We start from the raw sequence: 15,366 nt of genomic DNA on the forward strand, positions 1-15,366 counted from the left end.
GGCCGCTGACCGTTTTCGGACGGTCAGCGGCCGCTTTGGCTCTGTCCGGCCGCCTGACAAGCCATGTACCATGGCAGGGGAGGGATGGGGATGGAGACCGTGTACATGATCCGCCTCACCCGCCGGCCGGGGCGTGCGATCACGGCCGAGCTGATGGCCGCCCATTACGAACACCTCGGGCGCCTCCAGGCCCGGGGCCAGCTGGTGCTGTGCGGGCCGTTCGCCGACAAGAGCGGCGGCATGACGATCATCCGGGCCGGGTCGCTGGCCGAGGCGGAGGCCGTGGCCCAGGCCGACCCGCTGGTCACGTCGGGGGCGGAGGACTGGGAAGTGCGCCCCTGGGTGATTACGGGCGGCGAGGGGCGGCCGCTGGAGAGACCCTCGCCGGCGGGTTGAGGGGAAGGGAGGCGGGGCGGCCGGCCGACGTGCAGGCGGTGCTAGCGCTGAGGGACGAACAGAGAGGACGCGTGAGGGGGACGGCGCCGGACGGGCCGTCCCCTTTTCGCGCGCCCGCTCCCCTCTGGCAGAAAGCGGCAGGGGCCGCCCGGAGCGGCCCCGGCATACAGGTGGGGAGGAAGGGAGCGCGATCCCGGTTGGAGCTCCTGATTCTCGCCCTCGTCGGCCTCGGTGCCAGCTTCGTGAAGAGCGCCTTCGGCCTCGGTGCCGGCGTTCTCTTCGGCCCGGTGCTGGCCCTGTTCCTGGAGCCCCGGCTGGCCATGGGCATGACGGCGCCGATCATGTTTCTCAGCAGCGTCGCCGCCCTCGGGGCCCACTGGCGGCGCTGGGACTGGCCGCTGCTCCGACGGCTCCTGCCCACCGCCCTCTTCGGCCTGGCTCTGGGCAGCTACTTTCTGGCCTGGACCCCCGCCACCAGCGTGCGCCGCGCCATCGGCCTGGCCGCGCTCGCCTTCGCCGCCGCACAGACGGTACGGCTGCAGCGGCAGGACGGGGAAGCGCCGGACCCGCCCGATGGGCCCGTGCGGGCGGCACGGGAGCGCCCGGCCCTCCAGCAGGCGGCCGTGGCGGCCCTCCTCGGGTTCGGCGGCGGTATCGTGAGTGGCATCGCCCACTCGGGCGGCCTCTTCTTCTCGATGTACTTACTGCCCCGGCTGGGCAAGGCCGCCTTCGTGGCCTCGCTGACGCTGACGCTCTTCGTGGTCGACACGTTCCGGCTGGTTTCGTACTGGTACCTGGACGTGCTCGAGTCGCGGCACCTGGCCCTGAGCCTGCCGTGCCTCCCGCTCATGCTGCTGGGCGGCCGGCTGGGCAAGGCGCTGGGCGGTCGGCTCTCCGACCGGGGATTCGCACGCGCCCTGATCCTGATGATCGCGGGGACGGGGGTCGCCCTGCTGGTGCGTTGAGGCCACCCCGCCCGCCTGTGAGGTGATGAGATGCGGCCCGTGAAGCTTCAGATCCGCGACCTGACGGCCACCTACCGCACGGGACAGGGAACCGTGACGGCCCTGGAAGGAATCAACCTCGACGTCTACCAGGGCGAGAAGGTGGTCATCCTGGGGCCTTCGGGGTGCGGCAAGTCGACCTTGCTGAAGATCATCGCTGGCTTTGAGCCGGCGGCCGGTGGCTCGGTTCGCCTGGACGGCTGCCCCGTCGCCCGGCCCGGACCTGACCGGGCCTTCGTCTTCCAGGAGTTCGACCAGCTTTTCCCGTGGTACACCGTGGCCGGGAACCTGGCCTTCGCCCTGCGCGTGGCCCGGGGGGTGACCGGCGCCGAGGCGAGGCGGCAGATTGGGGAGGTGCTGGCGCTGGTGGGCCTGAGCCGGTGGGGCGACTTCTACCCGCACCAGCTCTCCGGTGGCATGAAGATGCGCGTCGCCATCGCACGGGCCCTGGTGCTGCAGCCGGAGGTGCTCCTCATGGATGAGCCTTTCGCGGCGCTGGACGCGCAGAGCCGCTCCGCGCTCCAGGCTGAGGTCAACCGCATGCAGGCCGAGACGCAGCAGACCCTGCTCTTCGTCACCCACTCCATCGAGGAGGCCCTGGTGATCGGCGACCGCATCGTGGTCCTCACCGCCGGGCCGGGCCGGGTGAAGCAGATCTTCCAGCCCACGACCACCGGCCTCACGCTGCTGGAGCGTTCGGAGGGTGCCGAGCTCCGGCGCCTGATCCGCCAGCTCCTGGAGCAGGAGAAGACGGCGGAGGAAAAGGCCTCATGAGAAGCGGGCTGAACCGGCTGCTCATCCTGGCCCTGCTTCTGGCCCTGTGGGAGGGGTATGTCCGGGCTGCCGGCGTGAGCCCGCTGCTGGTGCCCGCCCCCAGCCGGGTGCTGCAGGGCTTCGGCGAATACCTCCGCGACGGCAGTCTGCTGCGCTACGCCGGCCAGACGCTGCGAATCGTGCTGGGGGGCATGGGCATCGGCCTCCTCGTCGCCTTCGGGCTGACGGCCCTGGCCACTGCCAGCCGCTGGGGGCGCGACCTCCTGCTTACACTCACGGCCATCATGAACCCGCTTCCTGCCATCGCCCTCCTGCCCCTGGCCCTGCTCTGGCTGGGCATCGGTACCCGGTCGCTGCTCTTCGTCATCGCCAACTCGGTGGTGTGGGCGGTGGCGCTCAACATGCACACCGGGTTCGAGACGGTGCCCGTCGCCTGGAAACGGGCGGGGCAGAACCTGGGGCTGCAGGGGTGGGGGCTGATCCGACACGTCTACCTGCCCGCTGCCCTGCCCTACATACTGACCGGGCTGAAGATCGCCTGGTCGTTCGGCTGGCGCACGGTGATCGCCGCCGAGCTGGTCTTCGGCGCCAGCGGCCAGGCGGGCGGGCTGGGCTGGATGATCAATGTCGAGCGCTACAACCTGAACACCACCGGGGTCTTCTGCGGCCTGGTCACCATCATCGTGATGGGCCTGCTGGCCGAGTTCCTGTTTGCGGCCCTGGAGAATCGCACCATCCGCAGATGGGGGATGTCTGCGGGTTGAGGAGGGCGTGGAACGGATGATTGTGCGGAAATCACGGAGGCCCGGGCCCGTGCGGCGGGCGCTGGGCCTGTTGCTGACTGGTCTGCTCCTGGCCGCCTGCGGGGCCGGCGGCGCGTCCCCCGGCAGCGGGACGCTGTCCGGCGGTTCGCCGCCCGACGCAGCGAGCGGGGCGGGGTCCGCGGCCGGGACGGACCCCGGTGCCGCTCCGGCGGCCGACCCGGTGGAGGGCGGATCGGCTGCGGCCGGAAAGGACTACGGCGAGATCCGCCTCGGCTACCAGTTCGGCACCAGCTACCTGCCGGTGGAGGTGATGGTCGAGCACAAGCTGATCGAGAAGCGCATCAACGTGAAGGTGACCAAGCAGCAGCTGGGCGGCGGCGGGACCCTCACCGAGGCGGTCCTGGCGGGTTCCACCGACGTGGTCTTCATGGGCCTGGGGCCGTTCTTCGTCGGGTGGTCCAAGGGGATTGACTGGAAGATCGGCGCAGCCATGCAGGATATGCCCATCGGTCTGAACAGCGCAAAGCCCGGCGCCACGAGCCTGAAGGACATCGGGCCGGAGGACCGCATCGCGGTGCCCGGCATCAACTCCATGCAGCACGTGCTGCTGGCCATGGAAGCGCAGAAGCAGCTCGGCGATCCCCGGGCTCTGGACGGGCGGCTGGTGGCCATGCCGCACCCGGAGGGCGAGCGGGCGCTGCTGGCCGGCAGCGAGGTCACCTTCCACTACACCGCGCCGCCGTATCTGCAGCGGGAGCGGCAGCAGCCGGGCATCACGAAGATCGTGGACTCCTATGAGACCATGGGGCAGCCGCACACCTTCAACGTGATGGTGGTGCCCGCCCGGTTCAAGGAAGAGCACCCGGAGGTGTACCAGGCGCTGGTGGAGGCGTACGCCGAGGCCACCGAGTGGGTGCGGGAAAACCCCGAGGCGGCGGCTGACCTGATGATCCGGCTGGGTGACAAGACCGACCGGGACGAGCTGATCGCACAGATCACCGATCCGGACGTCGTCTGGACCATCGAGCCGCACGGCCTCGTGAAGTTCGCCACTTTCATGAAGGAGGCCGGCTTCGTGGAGCGGGCCCCCGCCGACTGGAAGGAAGTCACCTGGGAGAACCTGCATCACCTGAACGGCAACTGACGGGCTGTCACGCGGCCGCTGCTGGAGAGCGCAAGCCCCCGCCTACGGGCGGGGGCTTGAGTGCCACTTTCGGGCTATGCCGCACCGTGCGGAGGTGCCGGGGACCCCTCCCTGGCTGCACTGCGCGAGAACCAGCCGGGGCCCCCTCGAAAGGGCCATCTCCCGATTAGATCGGAATCACGGCGGATAGTCCCCTTGGCGGATGGAAAATCGGGACAAATGGTCAGGTCGGTTCAACTGGACGGAACGGAAACCTTTCTGGTATCTTTGCCACATGAACTATAAAGACCACACCGTTTTCCGCGAAATGGGTGGGCCACCGGGCGTCCGGCCATGAGCTGCGGGCCCGTGGGCGCGCTGAAACTCATCTGTTGCTCGGAGAGGGAGGAAGTTGGGGCAGGGACGGCGTTGGGGGGAAGGACCGCCTCATGACGCTCGTCCCGTTCTCGCGCATTGCGCCAAAACCGTTGGCGGGGCGTCTGCGGACGGGCGCCCGCCCCGCACCACAAGGAGGGAATTCCTTGGAGCAAGCGCTGATCTCGATTGGCATTCCACTCGTCGGAGCACTGTTCATGCCCATGCTCCACCAGTGGCTCGGCCGGAGGACGGGCCCCGCGGCGCTGGTCCTGGCTGCGGCGGCTCTGCTCTTCGCCCTGGTCACCCCGGACGGGTCGTGGACCGTCCCGTGGGTGCCCCAGCTGGGCATCAGCCTGTCCATTCTGGTCGACGGATGGACCCGGCTTTTCGCCCTGCTGATCGCCGGAATCGGCGTGCTGGTAGTACTGTACAGCATTCCCTACCTGGGTGCCCGGGAAGACCTGGGGAAGTTCTATGCCTACCTCTTGCTTTTCATGGGAGCCATGCTCGGCGTCGTCTACGCCGGCAACCTGGCGCTGCTCTATGTCTTCTGGGAACTCACGTCGATCAGCTCCTTCCTGCTGATCGGGTTCTGGAACGACCGCACCGAGGCGCAGTACGGCGCCTTGAAGGCGGTCTTGATCACGGTCGGGGGCGGGCTGGCGATGCTGTTCGGCCTCGTCATCCTGGGCAGCGTGAGTGGCACCTTCGAATTGCCGGACCTGCTGGCGAAGCAGACCGAACTGCTGGCGAACCCGCTCGTCACCTGGGCGCTGGTGCTGCTTCTGATCGGCGCCTTCACCAAGTCTGCACAGTTTCCCTTCCACATCTGGCTGCCGGACGCCATGGCGGCACCGACTCCCGTCTCCGCCTACCTGCACTCAGCCACCATGGTGAAGGCCGGCATCTTCCTCCTCGGCCGGCTCTGGCCCCTGTTCCACCAGCACCCCCTCTGGCTTCCGGTGGTGGCCACGGTGGGAATGGTGACGATGGCGGTGGGCTCTTTCCTGGCTGTCCAGCGGACGGACCTCAAGGCGGTGCTGGCCTTTTCCACCGTGTCGCAGCTGGGGCTCGTCACCTGGCTCTTCGGCCTCGGCACTCCTGAGGCCGTCCAGGCAGGCACCTTCCATCTGCTTAACCATTCGACCTTCAAGGCACTCCTGTTCATGGTGGTCGGGATCATCGACCACCAGACCGGAACGCGCGACATCGGCCTCCTCTCCGGCCTGAGCCGGGCGATGCCGGTCTCGGCGGCGCTGGCCGCCGTGGGCGCGGCTGCGATGGCGGGTGTACCCCTGTTCAACGGGTTTCTGTCGAAGGAGATGTTCCTGACGGCGGTGCACGGCTCCCCCATGGGGCTGCCGGGGGCCGCCGTGGCTACAGCCGCCTCGGTGTTCACCACGCTCTACTGTCTCATGCTGGGGCACAAGATCTGGTACGGCCCCCTTGGCAACACGCCGAAACCGCCGCGGGAGGCGCCGTGGGCCATGCTCCTCTCGCCGCTCTGCCTGGCCCTGGTCATCGTCGCGGTGGGCGTCTTCCCCGCATCGGCCGACTCCCTGGTTGTCACGCCGGCGGTCGCGGCGGTGCTGCAGGTGCCGGTGGAGTTGCCGCACATCGCCCTCTGGCACGGGCTCAGCCCTGCCCTGCTGATGACGGCGACGGCACTGGGAGGCGGCCTCCTGGCCTATCAGGCCCTGCCCCGGGTCCTCGCTGCCTGCGACCGGATCACCCCGCGGCGCAACCTGAACAGCCTCTTCGACTTCCTCTGGTGGAAGGAGCAGGCGGTGGAGAGGGCGGCGCGCTGGATCACCGACCGCCAGATGACGGGGTATCTGCGGGACTATCTCGCCTACACCCTGGGCGCCACGGTCGTGCTCTTCTTCGGCACCATGCTCGTGCGGCGCGTCCGGATCCCTGCCTTGCAGCTCTCCCCCGTCACGCCCTGGGAGATTCTCCTGGTCTGCATCATCGCCGTGGGTGCGGTGTTCGCCGCACGGTCCACCACCCGGCTGACGGCGGTGGCCGCACTGTCGCTGGTGGGCATGCCGATGTCCCTGCTCTTCGCGCTGATGCGGGCGCCCGACCTTGCCCTGACGCAGGTGGTGGTGGAGGTCGTCACCGTGGTGCTCCTCCTGCTGGTCTTTCCGCATCTGGGGCAGGTGAAGCTCTACCCGCGGGCGGCCCGCCGACCGAGCCTCAACGTGCTGGTGGCCGTCGGCGTGGGCGCACTGGCAGCGGTGGTCACCCTGCTGGCGAATGGCGCCCGTCTCTTCCCGCCCGAAGTGGCCGCGTGGTACCTGCAGCACAGTCACGACCTGGGCGGCGGTAACAACGTGGTGAACGTGACGCTGGTCGACTTCCGTGGCTTCGATACGATGGGCGAGATCACCGTCCTCACGGTGGCGGGCCTGGCCGTCTCCATGCTGGTCCAGCTCCGGAGGCAGCGCGAGCGGAGGGGGCGGAGCTGATGGCGCGTGCGCCTGTGGAGGAAAACCCGGTTGTACGGGTAGTGGTCTGTACTTCACTGTACGTGTTGAAACTCCTGGCGGTCTGGATACTGCTCCGAGGGCACCAGGAGCCTGGTGGCGGCTTCATCGCGGGCCTCATCGTTGCCGCGGCAATCGCCCTGCAGGGCGTGGCCTTCGGACTGGACGCGGCCGACCGGTTCTTCCCGGTTCCCATCCCGTACCTGCTGGGAGGCGGTCTGGCGATCTCGTTCGCGACGGTGGTGGGGCCCGCACTGGTGGGCGACGCTTTCATGCAGCACCGGTTGGGCGTGGTTCACCTGCCGCTGTTGGGCGACCTGGAGTGGACCACCGCCATGCTGTTCGACTTGGGTGTCTTCTTCGTGGTCGTCGGTACGATGAAGTCTGTTCTTCTCACCATCGCCTCCGACCGCCCCGCGGCCCGGTCCGCAGGGAACGGCCCGGGGTCGAGCACATCTGCAAAGAGGGTGTCGTAAGCCGTGGAACTTGCCGCTGCACTGCTGATCGGTGTGCTGTTTGGCGTGGGCACCTACCTGCTGCTGGAACGGAACATGATCCGCATCATACTGGGAACCATGCTGATCACTTACGGCACCAACCTCATGCTCCTCACGTCAGGCCGGCTCAAGACGGGGCGCGCCCCCATTCTCGGGGGCAGCGAGACGGCGGTTCCGGCCGAGGGGGGCGGTGGCATCATCGTGGACGGAATCTCCTACGTGGATCCCATCCCGCAGGCGCTGATTCTCACCTCCATCGTGATCAGCCTGGCGACGACCGCCTTCGCCTTCGTGCTCGCCTACCGGACGGTGCAGGAGAACGGAACGGACGACCTGCTGTCGCTGCGGGGGGGAGAGCATGAGTAACCTCGTCGCCGCGCCGGCCCTGCTCTGCTTCGGTACCGGGATTTTGCAGCTCTTGCTGCACAAGCGTGTGGCGCTGCAGCGCATGGTCGCCCTGCTCTCCGCGCTGGCCGCCATCGGCGTTTCCGTCTTGCTGACCTATACGGTCTGGACCGAAGGGATCCAGGTGCGGACCGCCGGCGGGTGGCCGGTGCCGTTCGGGATCACGCTGGCCGTGGACCTGTTCGGCGGCATGATGACGGTGCTTGCGGCCATCGTCCTCTTCACCTCGGTGCTGTTCATGTTCAGGGACATGGACCGCGCCAGCGAGCAGACCTTCTTCTACCCCGTCCTGTTCTTCATGATGGCGGGCGTGAACCTGAGCTTCACCACGGGCGACATCTTCAACCTGTACGTCGCCTTCGAGGTGATGCTGATTTCCTCGTACTTTCTGATGACGCTGGGCAGCACAGGCCCGCAGTTGCGGGAAGGCCTCAAGTACCTGCTGCTGAACCTGGCCGCCTCGACGGTATTCCTGCTGGCGGTGACCCTGCTGTACGGGGTAGTCTCCTCGCTGAACATGGCCGACATCGCCGCCAAGGCGGCAGCTGAGCCCGGCAACCCGTACATCACCCTGGCCGGCATCCTGTTCATGGTCGTCTTCGCCGCCAAGGGCGCCCTGTTCCCGTTCTACTGGTGGCTGCCGCGCTCCTACTACTATGTGCCCAACGCCATCGCACCGCTGTTCGCCGCCATGTTGACCAAGGTGGGCGTCTACTCCCTGGTCCGGGTGTTCACGCTGATCTTCATCCACGACGCCGGCTTCACGCATTCCCTGCTGCTGGTGGTGGGCGGCCTCACCATGCTGCTCGGCGTGATCGGGGCGATCTCGCAGTACGACTTCAAGGCGATCCTCAGCTATCACATTATCAGCCAGATCGGCTACATGATCATGGGCCTCGGTCTCTACACGACCCTCGGCCTGGCGGGTGCGGTGTTCTACATCGCCCACCACATTATCGTCAAGTCCGGACTCTTCCTGGTGTCGGGAGCCACCAGCCGGATTACCGGCAGTACGGACTTCAAGGACTACTCGGGCCTCCTGGGGGCTTATCCGGGACTGGCCTTCACCTTCTTCGCACTGGCCATGTCCCTGGCCGGGGTGCCGCCCTTCTCCGGCTTCTTCGCCAAGCTTGCGCTCCTCACGGCGGCCGTGGAGAAGGGGGCGTGGGGGATCGCCGTCGTCTCGGTGTTGGTCTCGTTCTTCACCCTCTTCTCGATGGTCAAGATCTTCCGCAAGGCCTACTGGGGCCGCCCGTCCGGGGAGCGGGTGCAGCGCGGCCGACGGGATTACGTGACGGCGCTGGTCCCGGCCGTGCTGCTCCTGGCACTTTCCGCAGGCATGGGCCTGGGCGGCCGGTTCATGATGGAGTTCTCGCTGGCGGCAGCCGATCAGTTGATGCACCCGATAATCTATATTGAGACCGTCGCCGGGAGGTGAAGGCCGTGACAGCTGCGCGCAATGTCACGCTCGCCGTGCTCCTTGCCGTGGGCTGGATGGTGCTGCAGGACGCCTACGGACTGGGCACTTTCCTGACCGGTGTGCTGGTGGGCGCGTTGATCCTGTGGGCCTTCCCCGCACCGGTCCACGGGCTGATCCGACCGTACGTGAGGCGCCCTGGTGGTTTCCTGCGCTGGCTCTACCACGCTGCACATCTCCTGCTCTACTACGGCTGGCAGTGGATCCTGGGCAATCTCCAGATGGCCCGCCTGCTGCTGAGGCCGAAGCTGGAGATTGCCCCCGGCATCCTGAAGTTCCCGTTGCGTGCACGCCAGCCCGCGCAAGTGGCCCTCCTGGCCAGCCTGATCACCCTGACGCCCGGTACCTTGACGCTGGACGTCGCAGATGACTACGGTGCGCTGTACATCCACGTGGTCGATGCCTCCGACCCGGAAGCGGCCCTGGAGTCCTGTCGGCGCATTGAGGACCTGGTCATGGAGGTGTTGCAGTGATGCTGCAGGTGGTCTTGTGGACCTGCCTGGTCGGGCTGGTTCTCGCCCTGTGCATGGCCGGGTATCGGACCCTTTCGGGGCCCACCATGCCCGCACGGATCGTGGGGATGGACGCCGGCGGCACGGTGCTCATCAACCTCCTGATCGTGGGCGCCATGCTGCTGAATGACCAGCAGTATCTGGCCTACGCCATCGTGCTCTCGGCGCTCAACTACTGCTCGACCATGGTGCTGGGGAAGTACGTCCAGGGGGGTGGGGTGATTGGTCGCGGAGATCTTCGTTAGCCTCTGCCTGCTCACGGGCACGGCGATGGTGCTGTTGGGCAGCCTGGGCCTCATCCGCATGCCTGACGTGTACAACATGATGCAGGCGTCGACGCTGGCGACCACCCTGGGCACGGCCCTGGTCGTGCTCGCCGGTACGGTCTACTTCTCGGTGACGCACGGCCTGACGTTGAAACTGCTTTTGATCATCCCGTTCTTGTTCTTCACCGCCTCCACCGGCTCGCTGGTCGTTGCCCGGGGCGCCCACCGCATCGGCGTGCCGCTGGCGTCGGTATCGGTACGGGACGACCTGCAGGAGGACGCGGGCACCGCCAGCCAGCAGGAGTAACTGCTACGAAAGGCCACCGCAGCGAAGCGGTGGCCTTTCTGTGCTGTGTGGGCGCCTCCCTCACGACTTCCTCTGTTCCGTGTCACCCCGCCCGGCCACCGACTGCAGCAGGCTGGTCACCCACTGCTGCAGGGAAGCGCGGCGCCGGGCGATCTCCTCCCGCAGTCGGTCCACCTCGGCCTGGAGAGCCGCCATCCGGCCGGCGTGCTCCGCCTCCAGGTCGGCGATCTGGCGGGCCAGCACCAGCTCCTGAATCGGGGCCATGGCCTGGGTCCGCTGCAGCCCCTTGCGCAGCCGGTCGAGCTTGCGGGCCGCCGCCTGCACGTCGGCCTCGAGAGACTCGCACTGGGTCGCCAGGCTCTTCTCCTCGGCGCGGGCCTGGTCGAGGGCCTCTCGCAGGAGGCGCAGCTCCTGCTCGAACTGGCCGGCCTGCTCCCGGAGCCGCCGTTCGGCCTCCGGCCAGGGCACCCCCCAGAGCTGCCGCCGCAGCCGGCGGCCCTCCGGCTGGCCCATCACGCCTTACCTCCTTCCTGTTCCCGCAGGTACGCCTGCACTTCCAGGAACGGCTGCACCGCGGCCAGCACGCCCTCGGCGATCTGGCGCTCCAGGGCGATCCACGTGTCAAGCTCGTGGCGCACCGCCTCGAGCTCCGCCTGGCGGTCCGCCTGCTCCCGCCGGTGCCGCTCGGTGACCTCGCGAAGCCGCAGCTCCAGCTGGCTTTCGGGCCGGTCCAGCTCCTCCAGGGCCTGCTGGATCTCCTGCTCCAGCCGGTCCCGCTCTGCCGTCAGTTCCGCCAGCCGTCGCCTGAACTGGGCGTTGCGGGCGGTCACCTCCGACAGCCGCGCTTTCAGCACGTCCACCTGGGCCCGGTGGCTGGTGCGCCGCGCCTCCAGTTCTGCTTCCAGGTCGGCGGGGCTCACGCCCAGTGGCCTGAGGGGCGTGTGCATTCGGCGATTCCTCCCGTGCGAAGGGGCTTCACAGATGAACACGGGGAAACGGGCAAGGAAGTTCAACGGTCTACTGTACACAGGAATAACTGACGCAGGTGCGCAGCACGCAGGCCGGTCGGACTTGTCCGGCAGCCGCGTGTCCTTCCGCTGCCACCGCCACCGGGTAGCCGCACGGTGACGCACTGCCCCCGGGTGACGGCGCTGCGCGTCGCCTTGCGGGCGGAATAGACCGGTGAGAACCCATTCGAACGGATGTTCCGGATTTCGCCCCCCGGCCTGAAGGAAATGGGGTGCGGGGCGTCGAACTTGGCACCCGGTAGGTGAAGCGTATGCGATGTTTTGCGGCGGTGGAGGTGGCGTCGCCGGCGGTGCGCCAGGCGCTGGCTGCGGCCTGCGACCACCTGAGGCGGGCGCTGGGGGGAAGTGCCAGCCAGGTCAAGTGGGTGCCGTCCCACCAGTTTCACTTCACCCTGCGTTTCTTCGGTGAGTTGGACCCGGCTCAGGTGGAGGCGGCCGCGGCGGCCCTGCAACGGGCGGCGGCCGAGACCCCGCCGTTTTCGCTCACCGTGGCCGGCCTGGGGGCCTTTCCGAACCCTTCCCGCCCGAACGTGATCTGGGCGGGCACCGGCGCGGGGCAGGCGCGGCTCGTCGCCCTGGCCCGCCGCCTGGAGGACGCGCTGGCCGAGGCCGGCTTCGAGCGGGAGGCGCGGCCCTTCAAGCCGCACCTGACTCTCGGGCGGGTCCGGCAGGGCGCGGACCTCGGCCCGCTCCTCCGGGAGCACCTCACGCGCCCGCCAGAGACCTACGGCACCTGGCAGGTGGACCGCATCGTGCTGATGCAGAGCGTCCTGCTGCCGGCGGGGCCGCGGTACAGCGTGCTGGCGGCTGCCGCACTCACGGGCGCCGTGGGCGGCTGAGCGGGCTTGTCAGGCGGCGGCGGGTGCTCTATACTGGTGACGCGGAATGGCAAATATTGGCTGGGAGGATTCAAGCGGTATGGCGCTGGATGCGGGGAAGCAGAAGGCCATCGAAATGGCCCTGGCCCAGATTGAGAAGCAGTTCGGCAAGGGTTCCATCATGCGCCTCGGCGAGCAGATGTCCAGGCTGAACATCGAGGTGATCCCCACCGGTTCGGTGGCGCTCGACCTGGCCCTGGGCGTCGGCGGTCTGCCCCGGGGGCGGGTGGTGGAGATCTACGGCCCGGAGTCTTCCGGCAAGACCACCGTTGCGCTGCACGTGATCGCCGAGGCACAGAAGATGGGCGGCGTCGCTGCGTTCGTCGACGCCGAGCACGCCCTCGACCCGGTGTACGCCAAGGCGCTCGGGGTCGACATCGACAACCTGCTGATCTCCCAGCCCGATACCGGCGAACAAGCCCTCGAGATCACCGAGACGCTGGTGCGCTCCGGGGCGATCGACGTGGTGGTCATCGACTCGGTGGCGGCGCTGGTGCCGAAGGCCGAAATCGAGGGTGAGATGGGCGACTCGTTCGTTGGCCTTCAGGCCCGTCTGATGTCGCAGGCCTTGCGGAAGCTGACCGGCGCGATTTCCAAGTCGAAGTGCGTGTGCATCTTCATCAACCAGATCCGTGAGAAGGTCGGCGTGATGTTCGGCAACCCCGAGACCACGCCGGGCGGGCGGGCGCTCAAGTTCTACGCCTCGGTGCGCCTGGAGGTGCGGAAGGTCGAGACCCTCAAGAACGGCCAGGAGGTCATCGGATCCCGCACGCGGGTGAAGGTGGTCAAGAACAAGGTGGCGCCCCCGTTCAAGCAGGCGGAGTTCGACATTCTCTACGGGCAGGGCATCTCCCGGGAAGGCAGCCTGATCGACATCGGCATCGAGCTGAACCCGCCGATCATCGTCAAGTCGGGCGCCTGGTTCTCCTACGGCGACCAGCGCATCGGACAGGGCAAGGAGAACGCCCGGGAGTGGCTGCGCCAGCACCCGGACGTGGCGGCCGAGATCGAGCAGAAGATCCGGGACCGGCTGATCGGCGGCCAGGCGGTGGCGAAGCCGGCCAGCGACGACTCCGCAGAGGTCGATGGCTGAGTGGGAAGACGCCGGTGCGGCGGGTCCCCGGCGCCGCAAGAGGGCGCGCCGCAGACCGGTGGACCCGGAAGCCCTGCGGGCCGTTTCGGGCCGCATCACCGCCCTGGAGGAACAGCGCGACCCGGAGCGCCGGTCGGTCTATGTTGACGGCGAGTTCGTGCTCGGGCTGCACCTGGAGACCGTCGTCCGCTGCCAGCTTCGGGTGGGGCAGGCGGTGGATGGCGATACACTGCTGAAAGCCTACGCCCTCGAGGTGGAGAAGCAGGCGTGGGACGCCGGGCTGCGGCTTCTGGCGGCGGCGCCCCGCACCCGGTGCGAGCTCACCCGGCGGCTGGCCAGGCTCTTTCCCGCCGAGACGGCAGAGCGAGTGGCCGAGCGGCTGGCGGACATGGGCTGGCTGGACGACCACGCCTACGCGGTCAATTACGTGCGCGCACATTCGGACTACGGCGCCCGGAGGCTGCTGGCTGACCTGGTGCGCAAGGGCGTCGAACCCGGCCTGGCCGCAGCCGTGGTTCAGGAGGAGCGGGGGGAGGCCGAGGCGGTGGAACAGGCCCGGGCCGTGGCGGCGGCCCGCCTCGCCCGGATGGGCCGGGTGGACCGCCTCACCGCCTGGCGCCGCCTGGCAGGGTTCCTCAGCCGGCGCGGCTTCGGGCCGGAGACGGTGCGGATGGCGCTGCAGCCGCTTCTGGCCGACCTGCCTGCCCCCGCAGGCAAGGGCCGGTTCGGCCGCCGGCGGAACTCGGATGCCGACGACGGGCCCGACGACGATGTATAAAGAAGGTCACCTCCACATAACACTAGGTGGGGACAGCATCTGTGGAGGTGACCCCCGATGGAGCGACCGGAGCCGCCGCGCGACTGGCCGGCAGAGGCGGAGGTCCTGCAGCATTTTCAGGACCGGCACCGCAGCTTCGCCGACCGGGTGGAGCGGGTCCTCCTGCGGCTGATCGTGCTGGGCCTCGTGGCGCTGGGGCTGGCGCAGTCGCTGGGCCTCGGTCGGTTCGGCCTGCTCTCGGCCCTGGAGGGGGTGCCCGTCCACGAGGTGGATGACTGGAGCCGCAGGACGGGTTCTTCGGGCCCATAAGGGAGGAGAAGGGGAGCGCGGGGTTGGCGCTCTCTTTTTCACATCTGTGTATCAATGTTAGTTTGACGGGGCATTTCCAGTCTGCTAATCTAGGGAAGGAAGTCTCGGGTACCATGTACAAATGCATACAGCAAGGTCTTTCGCCCCCGCCATGTCCGCTGTGGCCCGCGGGGAGTTGGCAAATGGAGTGATAGGGTACCTTGACAGCGGAGAACGGGACCCGAGAGCTGGTCATCGCCATGGACGGTCCGGCTGGCGCCGGGAAGAGCACTGTGGCGAAGATCGTCGCGAAACGGCTCGGGTATCTATATGTGGATACAGGCGCCATGTACCGGGCGCTGGCGCTGAAGGCGCTCAGGCTGGGCATCGCCGAGACGGACCGTGAGGCTCTCGCCGCCATGGCCCGGGACACGGAGGTGCGCCTCGAGAGCACCCCGGACGGCGGTAACCGGGTGATGCTCGACGGCGAGGACGTCACCGATGCGATCCGCACGCCCACGGTTTCGGCCGTGGTCTCCCGGGTGTCGGCCGTGCCCGAGCTGAGGGCGCTCATGGTCGAAGCCCAGCGGGCCATGGCCCGGGGCGGCGGCGTGGTGATGGACGGGCGCGACATCGGCTCGTACGTGTTGCCCGACGCCGACCTCAAGTTCTTCATCACCGCCTCGCTGAAGGAGCGGGCCCGCCGCCGGCAGGCCCAGCTCCAGGCCGAGGGCCACAAGGTGGATCTCGCTGCCGTCGAAAAAGAGATCGCCCTGCGCGACGAACAGGACATGAACAAGGGCCCCAACTCACTGGTGATGCTGCCCGAGTCGATCGTCGTCGACACGACGGGCAGGACTATCGCAGCGGTTGTCGAAGAAATCTTGGCTTATTGCCGGAGGGCGTAGC

Annotated in this window: 19 protein-coding genes; 17 read left to right on the forward strand and 2 right to left on the reverse strand. The window is 68.1% G+C overall.

Annotated elements, in window-relative coordinates; translation table 11 throughout:
- Positions 1-90: 90 nt before the first annotated feature.
- From AB2385_RS08085 to mnhG, 12 genes are all read left to right on the forward strand, one after another.
- A complete protein-coding gene (locus AB2385_RS08085; protein WP_367654450.1) occupies positions 91-396 on the forward strand; it encodes a YciI family protein in 306 nt (101 codons plus the stop codon).
- 197 nt (positions 397-593) lie between these two features.
- Positions 594-1,361 carry a sulfite exporter TauE/SafE family protein gene (locus tag AB2385_RS08090; protein ID WP_367654451.1) on the forward strand — a complete coding sequence of 256 codons (768 nt, stop codon included), beginning with the start codon at positions 594-596 and terminating at the stop codon, positions 1,359-1,361.
- A gap of 30 nt (positions 1,362-1,391) precedes the next feature.
- Positions 1,392-2,174, forward strand: coding sequence for an ABC transporter ATP-binding protein (locus tag AB2385_RS08095; protein WP_367654452.1), 783 nt, complete (start codon positions 1,392-1,394; stop codon positions 2,172-2,174).
- Positions 2,171-2,938, forward strand: coding sequence for an ABC transporter permease (locus AB2385_RS08100; protein ID WP_367654453.1), 768 nt, complete (start codon positions 2,171-2,173; stop codon positions 2,936-2,938). Before AB2385_RS08095 ends, AB2385_RS08100 begins: the two co-directional genes overlap by 4 nt.
- A 16-nt stretch (positions 2,939-2,954) precedes the next feature.
- Positions 2,955-4,082: an ABC transporter substrate-binding protein gene (locus AB2385_RS08105; protein WP_367654485.1), complete on the forward strand. Its 1,128-nt coding sequence runs from the start codon at positions 2,955-2,957 to the stop codon at positions 4,080-4,082.
- A 521-nt stretch (positions 4,083-4,603) separates the two neighbouring features.
- Positions 4,604-6,910 carry a hydrogen gas-evolving membrane-bound hydrogenase subunit E gene (gene mbhE / locus AB2385_RS08110; RefSeq protein WP_367654454.1) on the forward strand — a complete coding sequence of 769 codons (2,307 nt, stop codon included), beginning with the start codon at positions 4,604-4,606 and terminating at the stop codon, positions 6,908-6,910.
- A complete protein-coding gene (locus AB2385_RS08115) occupies positions 6,910-7,404 on the forward strand; it encodes an MnhB domain-containing protein (protein WP_367654455.1) in 495 nt (164 codons plus the stop codon). The genes mbhE and AB2385_RS08115 overlap by 1 nt, the downstream gene beginning before the upstream one ends.
- A gap of 3 nt (positions 7,405-7,407) precedes the next feature.
- Positions 7,408-7,791, forward strand: a complete 384-nt coding sequence (locus tag AB2385_RS08120) for a sodium:proton antiporter (RefSeq protein ID WP_367654456.1) — start codon at positions 7,408-7,410, stop codon at positions 7,789-7,791.
- Complete coding sequence (locus tag AB2385_RS08125; protein ID WP_367654457.1) at positions 7,784-9,268, forward strand: proton-conducting transporter membrane subunit; 1,485 nt, start codon at positions 7,784-7,786, stop codon at positions 9,266-9,268. Before AB2385_RS08120 ends, AB2385_RS08125 begins: the two co-directional genes overlap by 8 nt.
- A gap of 5 nt (positions 9,269-9,273) precedes the next feature.
- Entirely contained in the window at positions 9,274-9,780 is a 507-nt protein-coding gene (locus AB2385_RS08130; protein WP_367654458.1) for a Na+/H+ antiporter subunit E, read from the forward strand.
- Positions 9,780-10,064: a monovalent cation/H+ antiporter complex subunit F gene (locus tag AB2385_RS08135; RefSeq protein ID WP_367654486.1), complete on the forward strand. Its 285-nt coding sequence runs from the start codon at positions 9,780-9,782 to the stop codon at positions 10,062-10,064. Before AB2385_RS08130 ends, AB2385_RS08135 begins: the two co-directional genes overlap by 1 nt.
- A complete protein-coding gene (gene mnhG / locus AB2385_RS08140) occupies positions 10,042-10,392 on the forward strand; it encodes a monovalent cation/H(+) antiporter subunit G (protein WP_367654459.1) in 351 nt (116 codons plus the stop codon). The genes AB2385_RS08135 and mnhG overlap by 23 nt, the downstream gene beginning before the upstream one ends.
- 60 nt (positions 10,393-10,452) lie before the next feature.
- Here the strand turns inward: mnhG and AB2385_RS08145 are convergent, their stop codons facing one another.
- Both AB2385_RS08145 and AB2385_RS08150 read right to left on the reverse strand, forming a co-directional pair.
- Positions 10,453-10,905 carry a hypothetical protein gene (locus AB2385_RS08145; RefSeq protein ID WP_367654460.1) on the reverse strand — a complete coding sequence of 151 codons (453 nt, stop codon included), beginning with the start codon at positions 10,903-10,905 and terminating at the stop codon, positions 10,453-10,455.
- Complete coding sequence (locus AB2385_RS08150; protein ID WP_367654461.1) at positions 10,905-11,339, reverse strand: hypothetical protein; 435 nt, start codon at positions 11,337-11,339, stop codon at positions 10,905-10,907. Before AB2385_RS08150 ends, AB2385_RS08145 begins: the two co-directional genes overlap by 1 nt.
- Positions 11,340-11,671: 332 nt before the next feature.
- On the opposite strand from AB2385_RS08150, the gene thpR reads away from it, so the two are divergent.
- From thpR to cmk, 5 genes are all read left to right on the forward strand, one after another.
- Complete coding sequence (gene thpR / locus AB2385_RS08155) at positions 11,672-12,259, forward strand: RNA 2',3'-cyclic phosphodiesterase (RefSeq protein ID WP_367654462.1); 588 nt, start codon at positions 11,672-11,674, stop codon at positions 12,257-12,259.
- Positions 12,260-12,338: 79 nt separating this feature from the next.
- Positions 12,339-13,391, forward strand: coding sequence for a recombinase RecA (gene recA / locus AB2385_RS08160; protein WP_367654463.1), 1,053 nt, complete (start codon positions 12,339-12,341; stop codon positions 13,389-13,391).
- Complete coding sequence (locus tag AB2385_RS08165) at positions 13,384-14,169, forward strand: regulatory protein RecX (RefSeq protein ID WP_367654464.1); 786 nt, start codon at positions 13,384-13,386, stop codon at positions 14,167-14,169. The genes recA and AB2385_RS08165 overlap by 8 nt, the downstream gene beginning before the upstream one ends.
- Positions 14,170-14,226: 57 nt before the next feature.
- Entirely contained in the window at positions 14,227-14,478 is a 252-nt protein-coding gene (locus AB2385_RS08170) for a hypothetical protein (RefSeq protein WP_367654465.1), read from the forward strand.
- A 200-nt stretch (positions 14,479-14,678) separates the two neighbouring features.
- Entirely contained in the window at positions 14,679-15,365 is a 687-nt protein-coding gene (gene cmk / locus AB2385_RS08175; RefSeq protein WP_367654466.1) for a (d)CMP kinase, read from the forward strand.
- Position 15,366 lies beyond the last annotated feature (1 nt).

The sequence above is a fragment of the Symbiobacterium sp. genome (genome assembly GCF_040797425.1).
Classification (GTDB): Bacteria; Bacillota; Sulfobacillia; order Symbiobacteriales; family Symbiobacteriaceae; genus Symbiobacterium.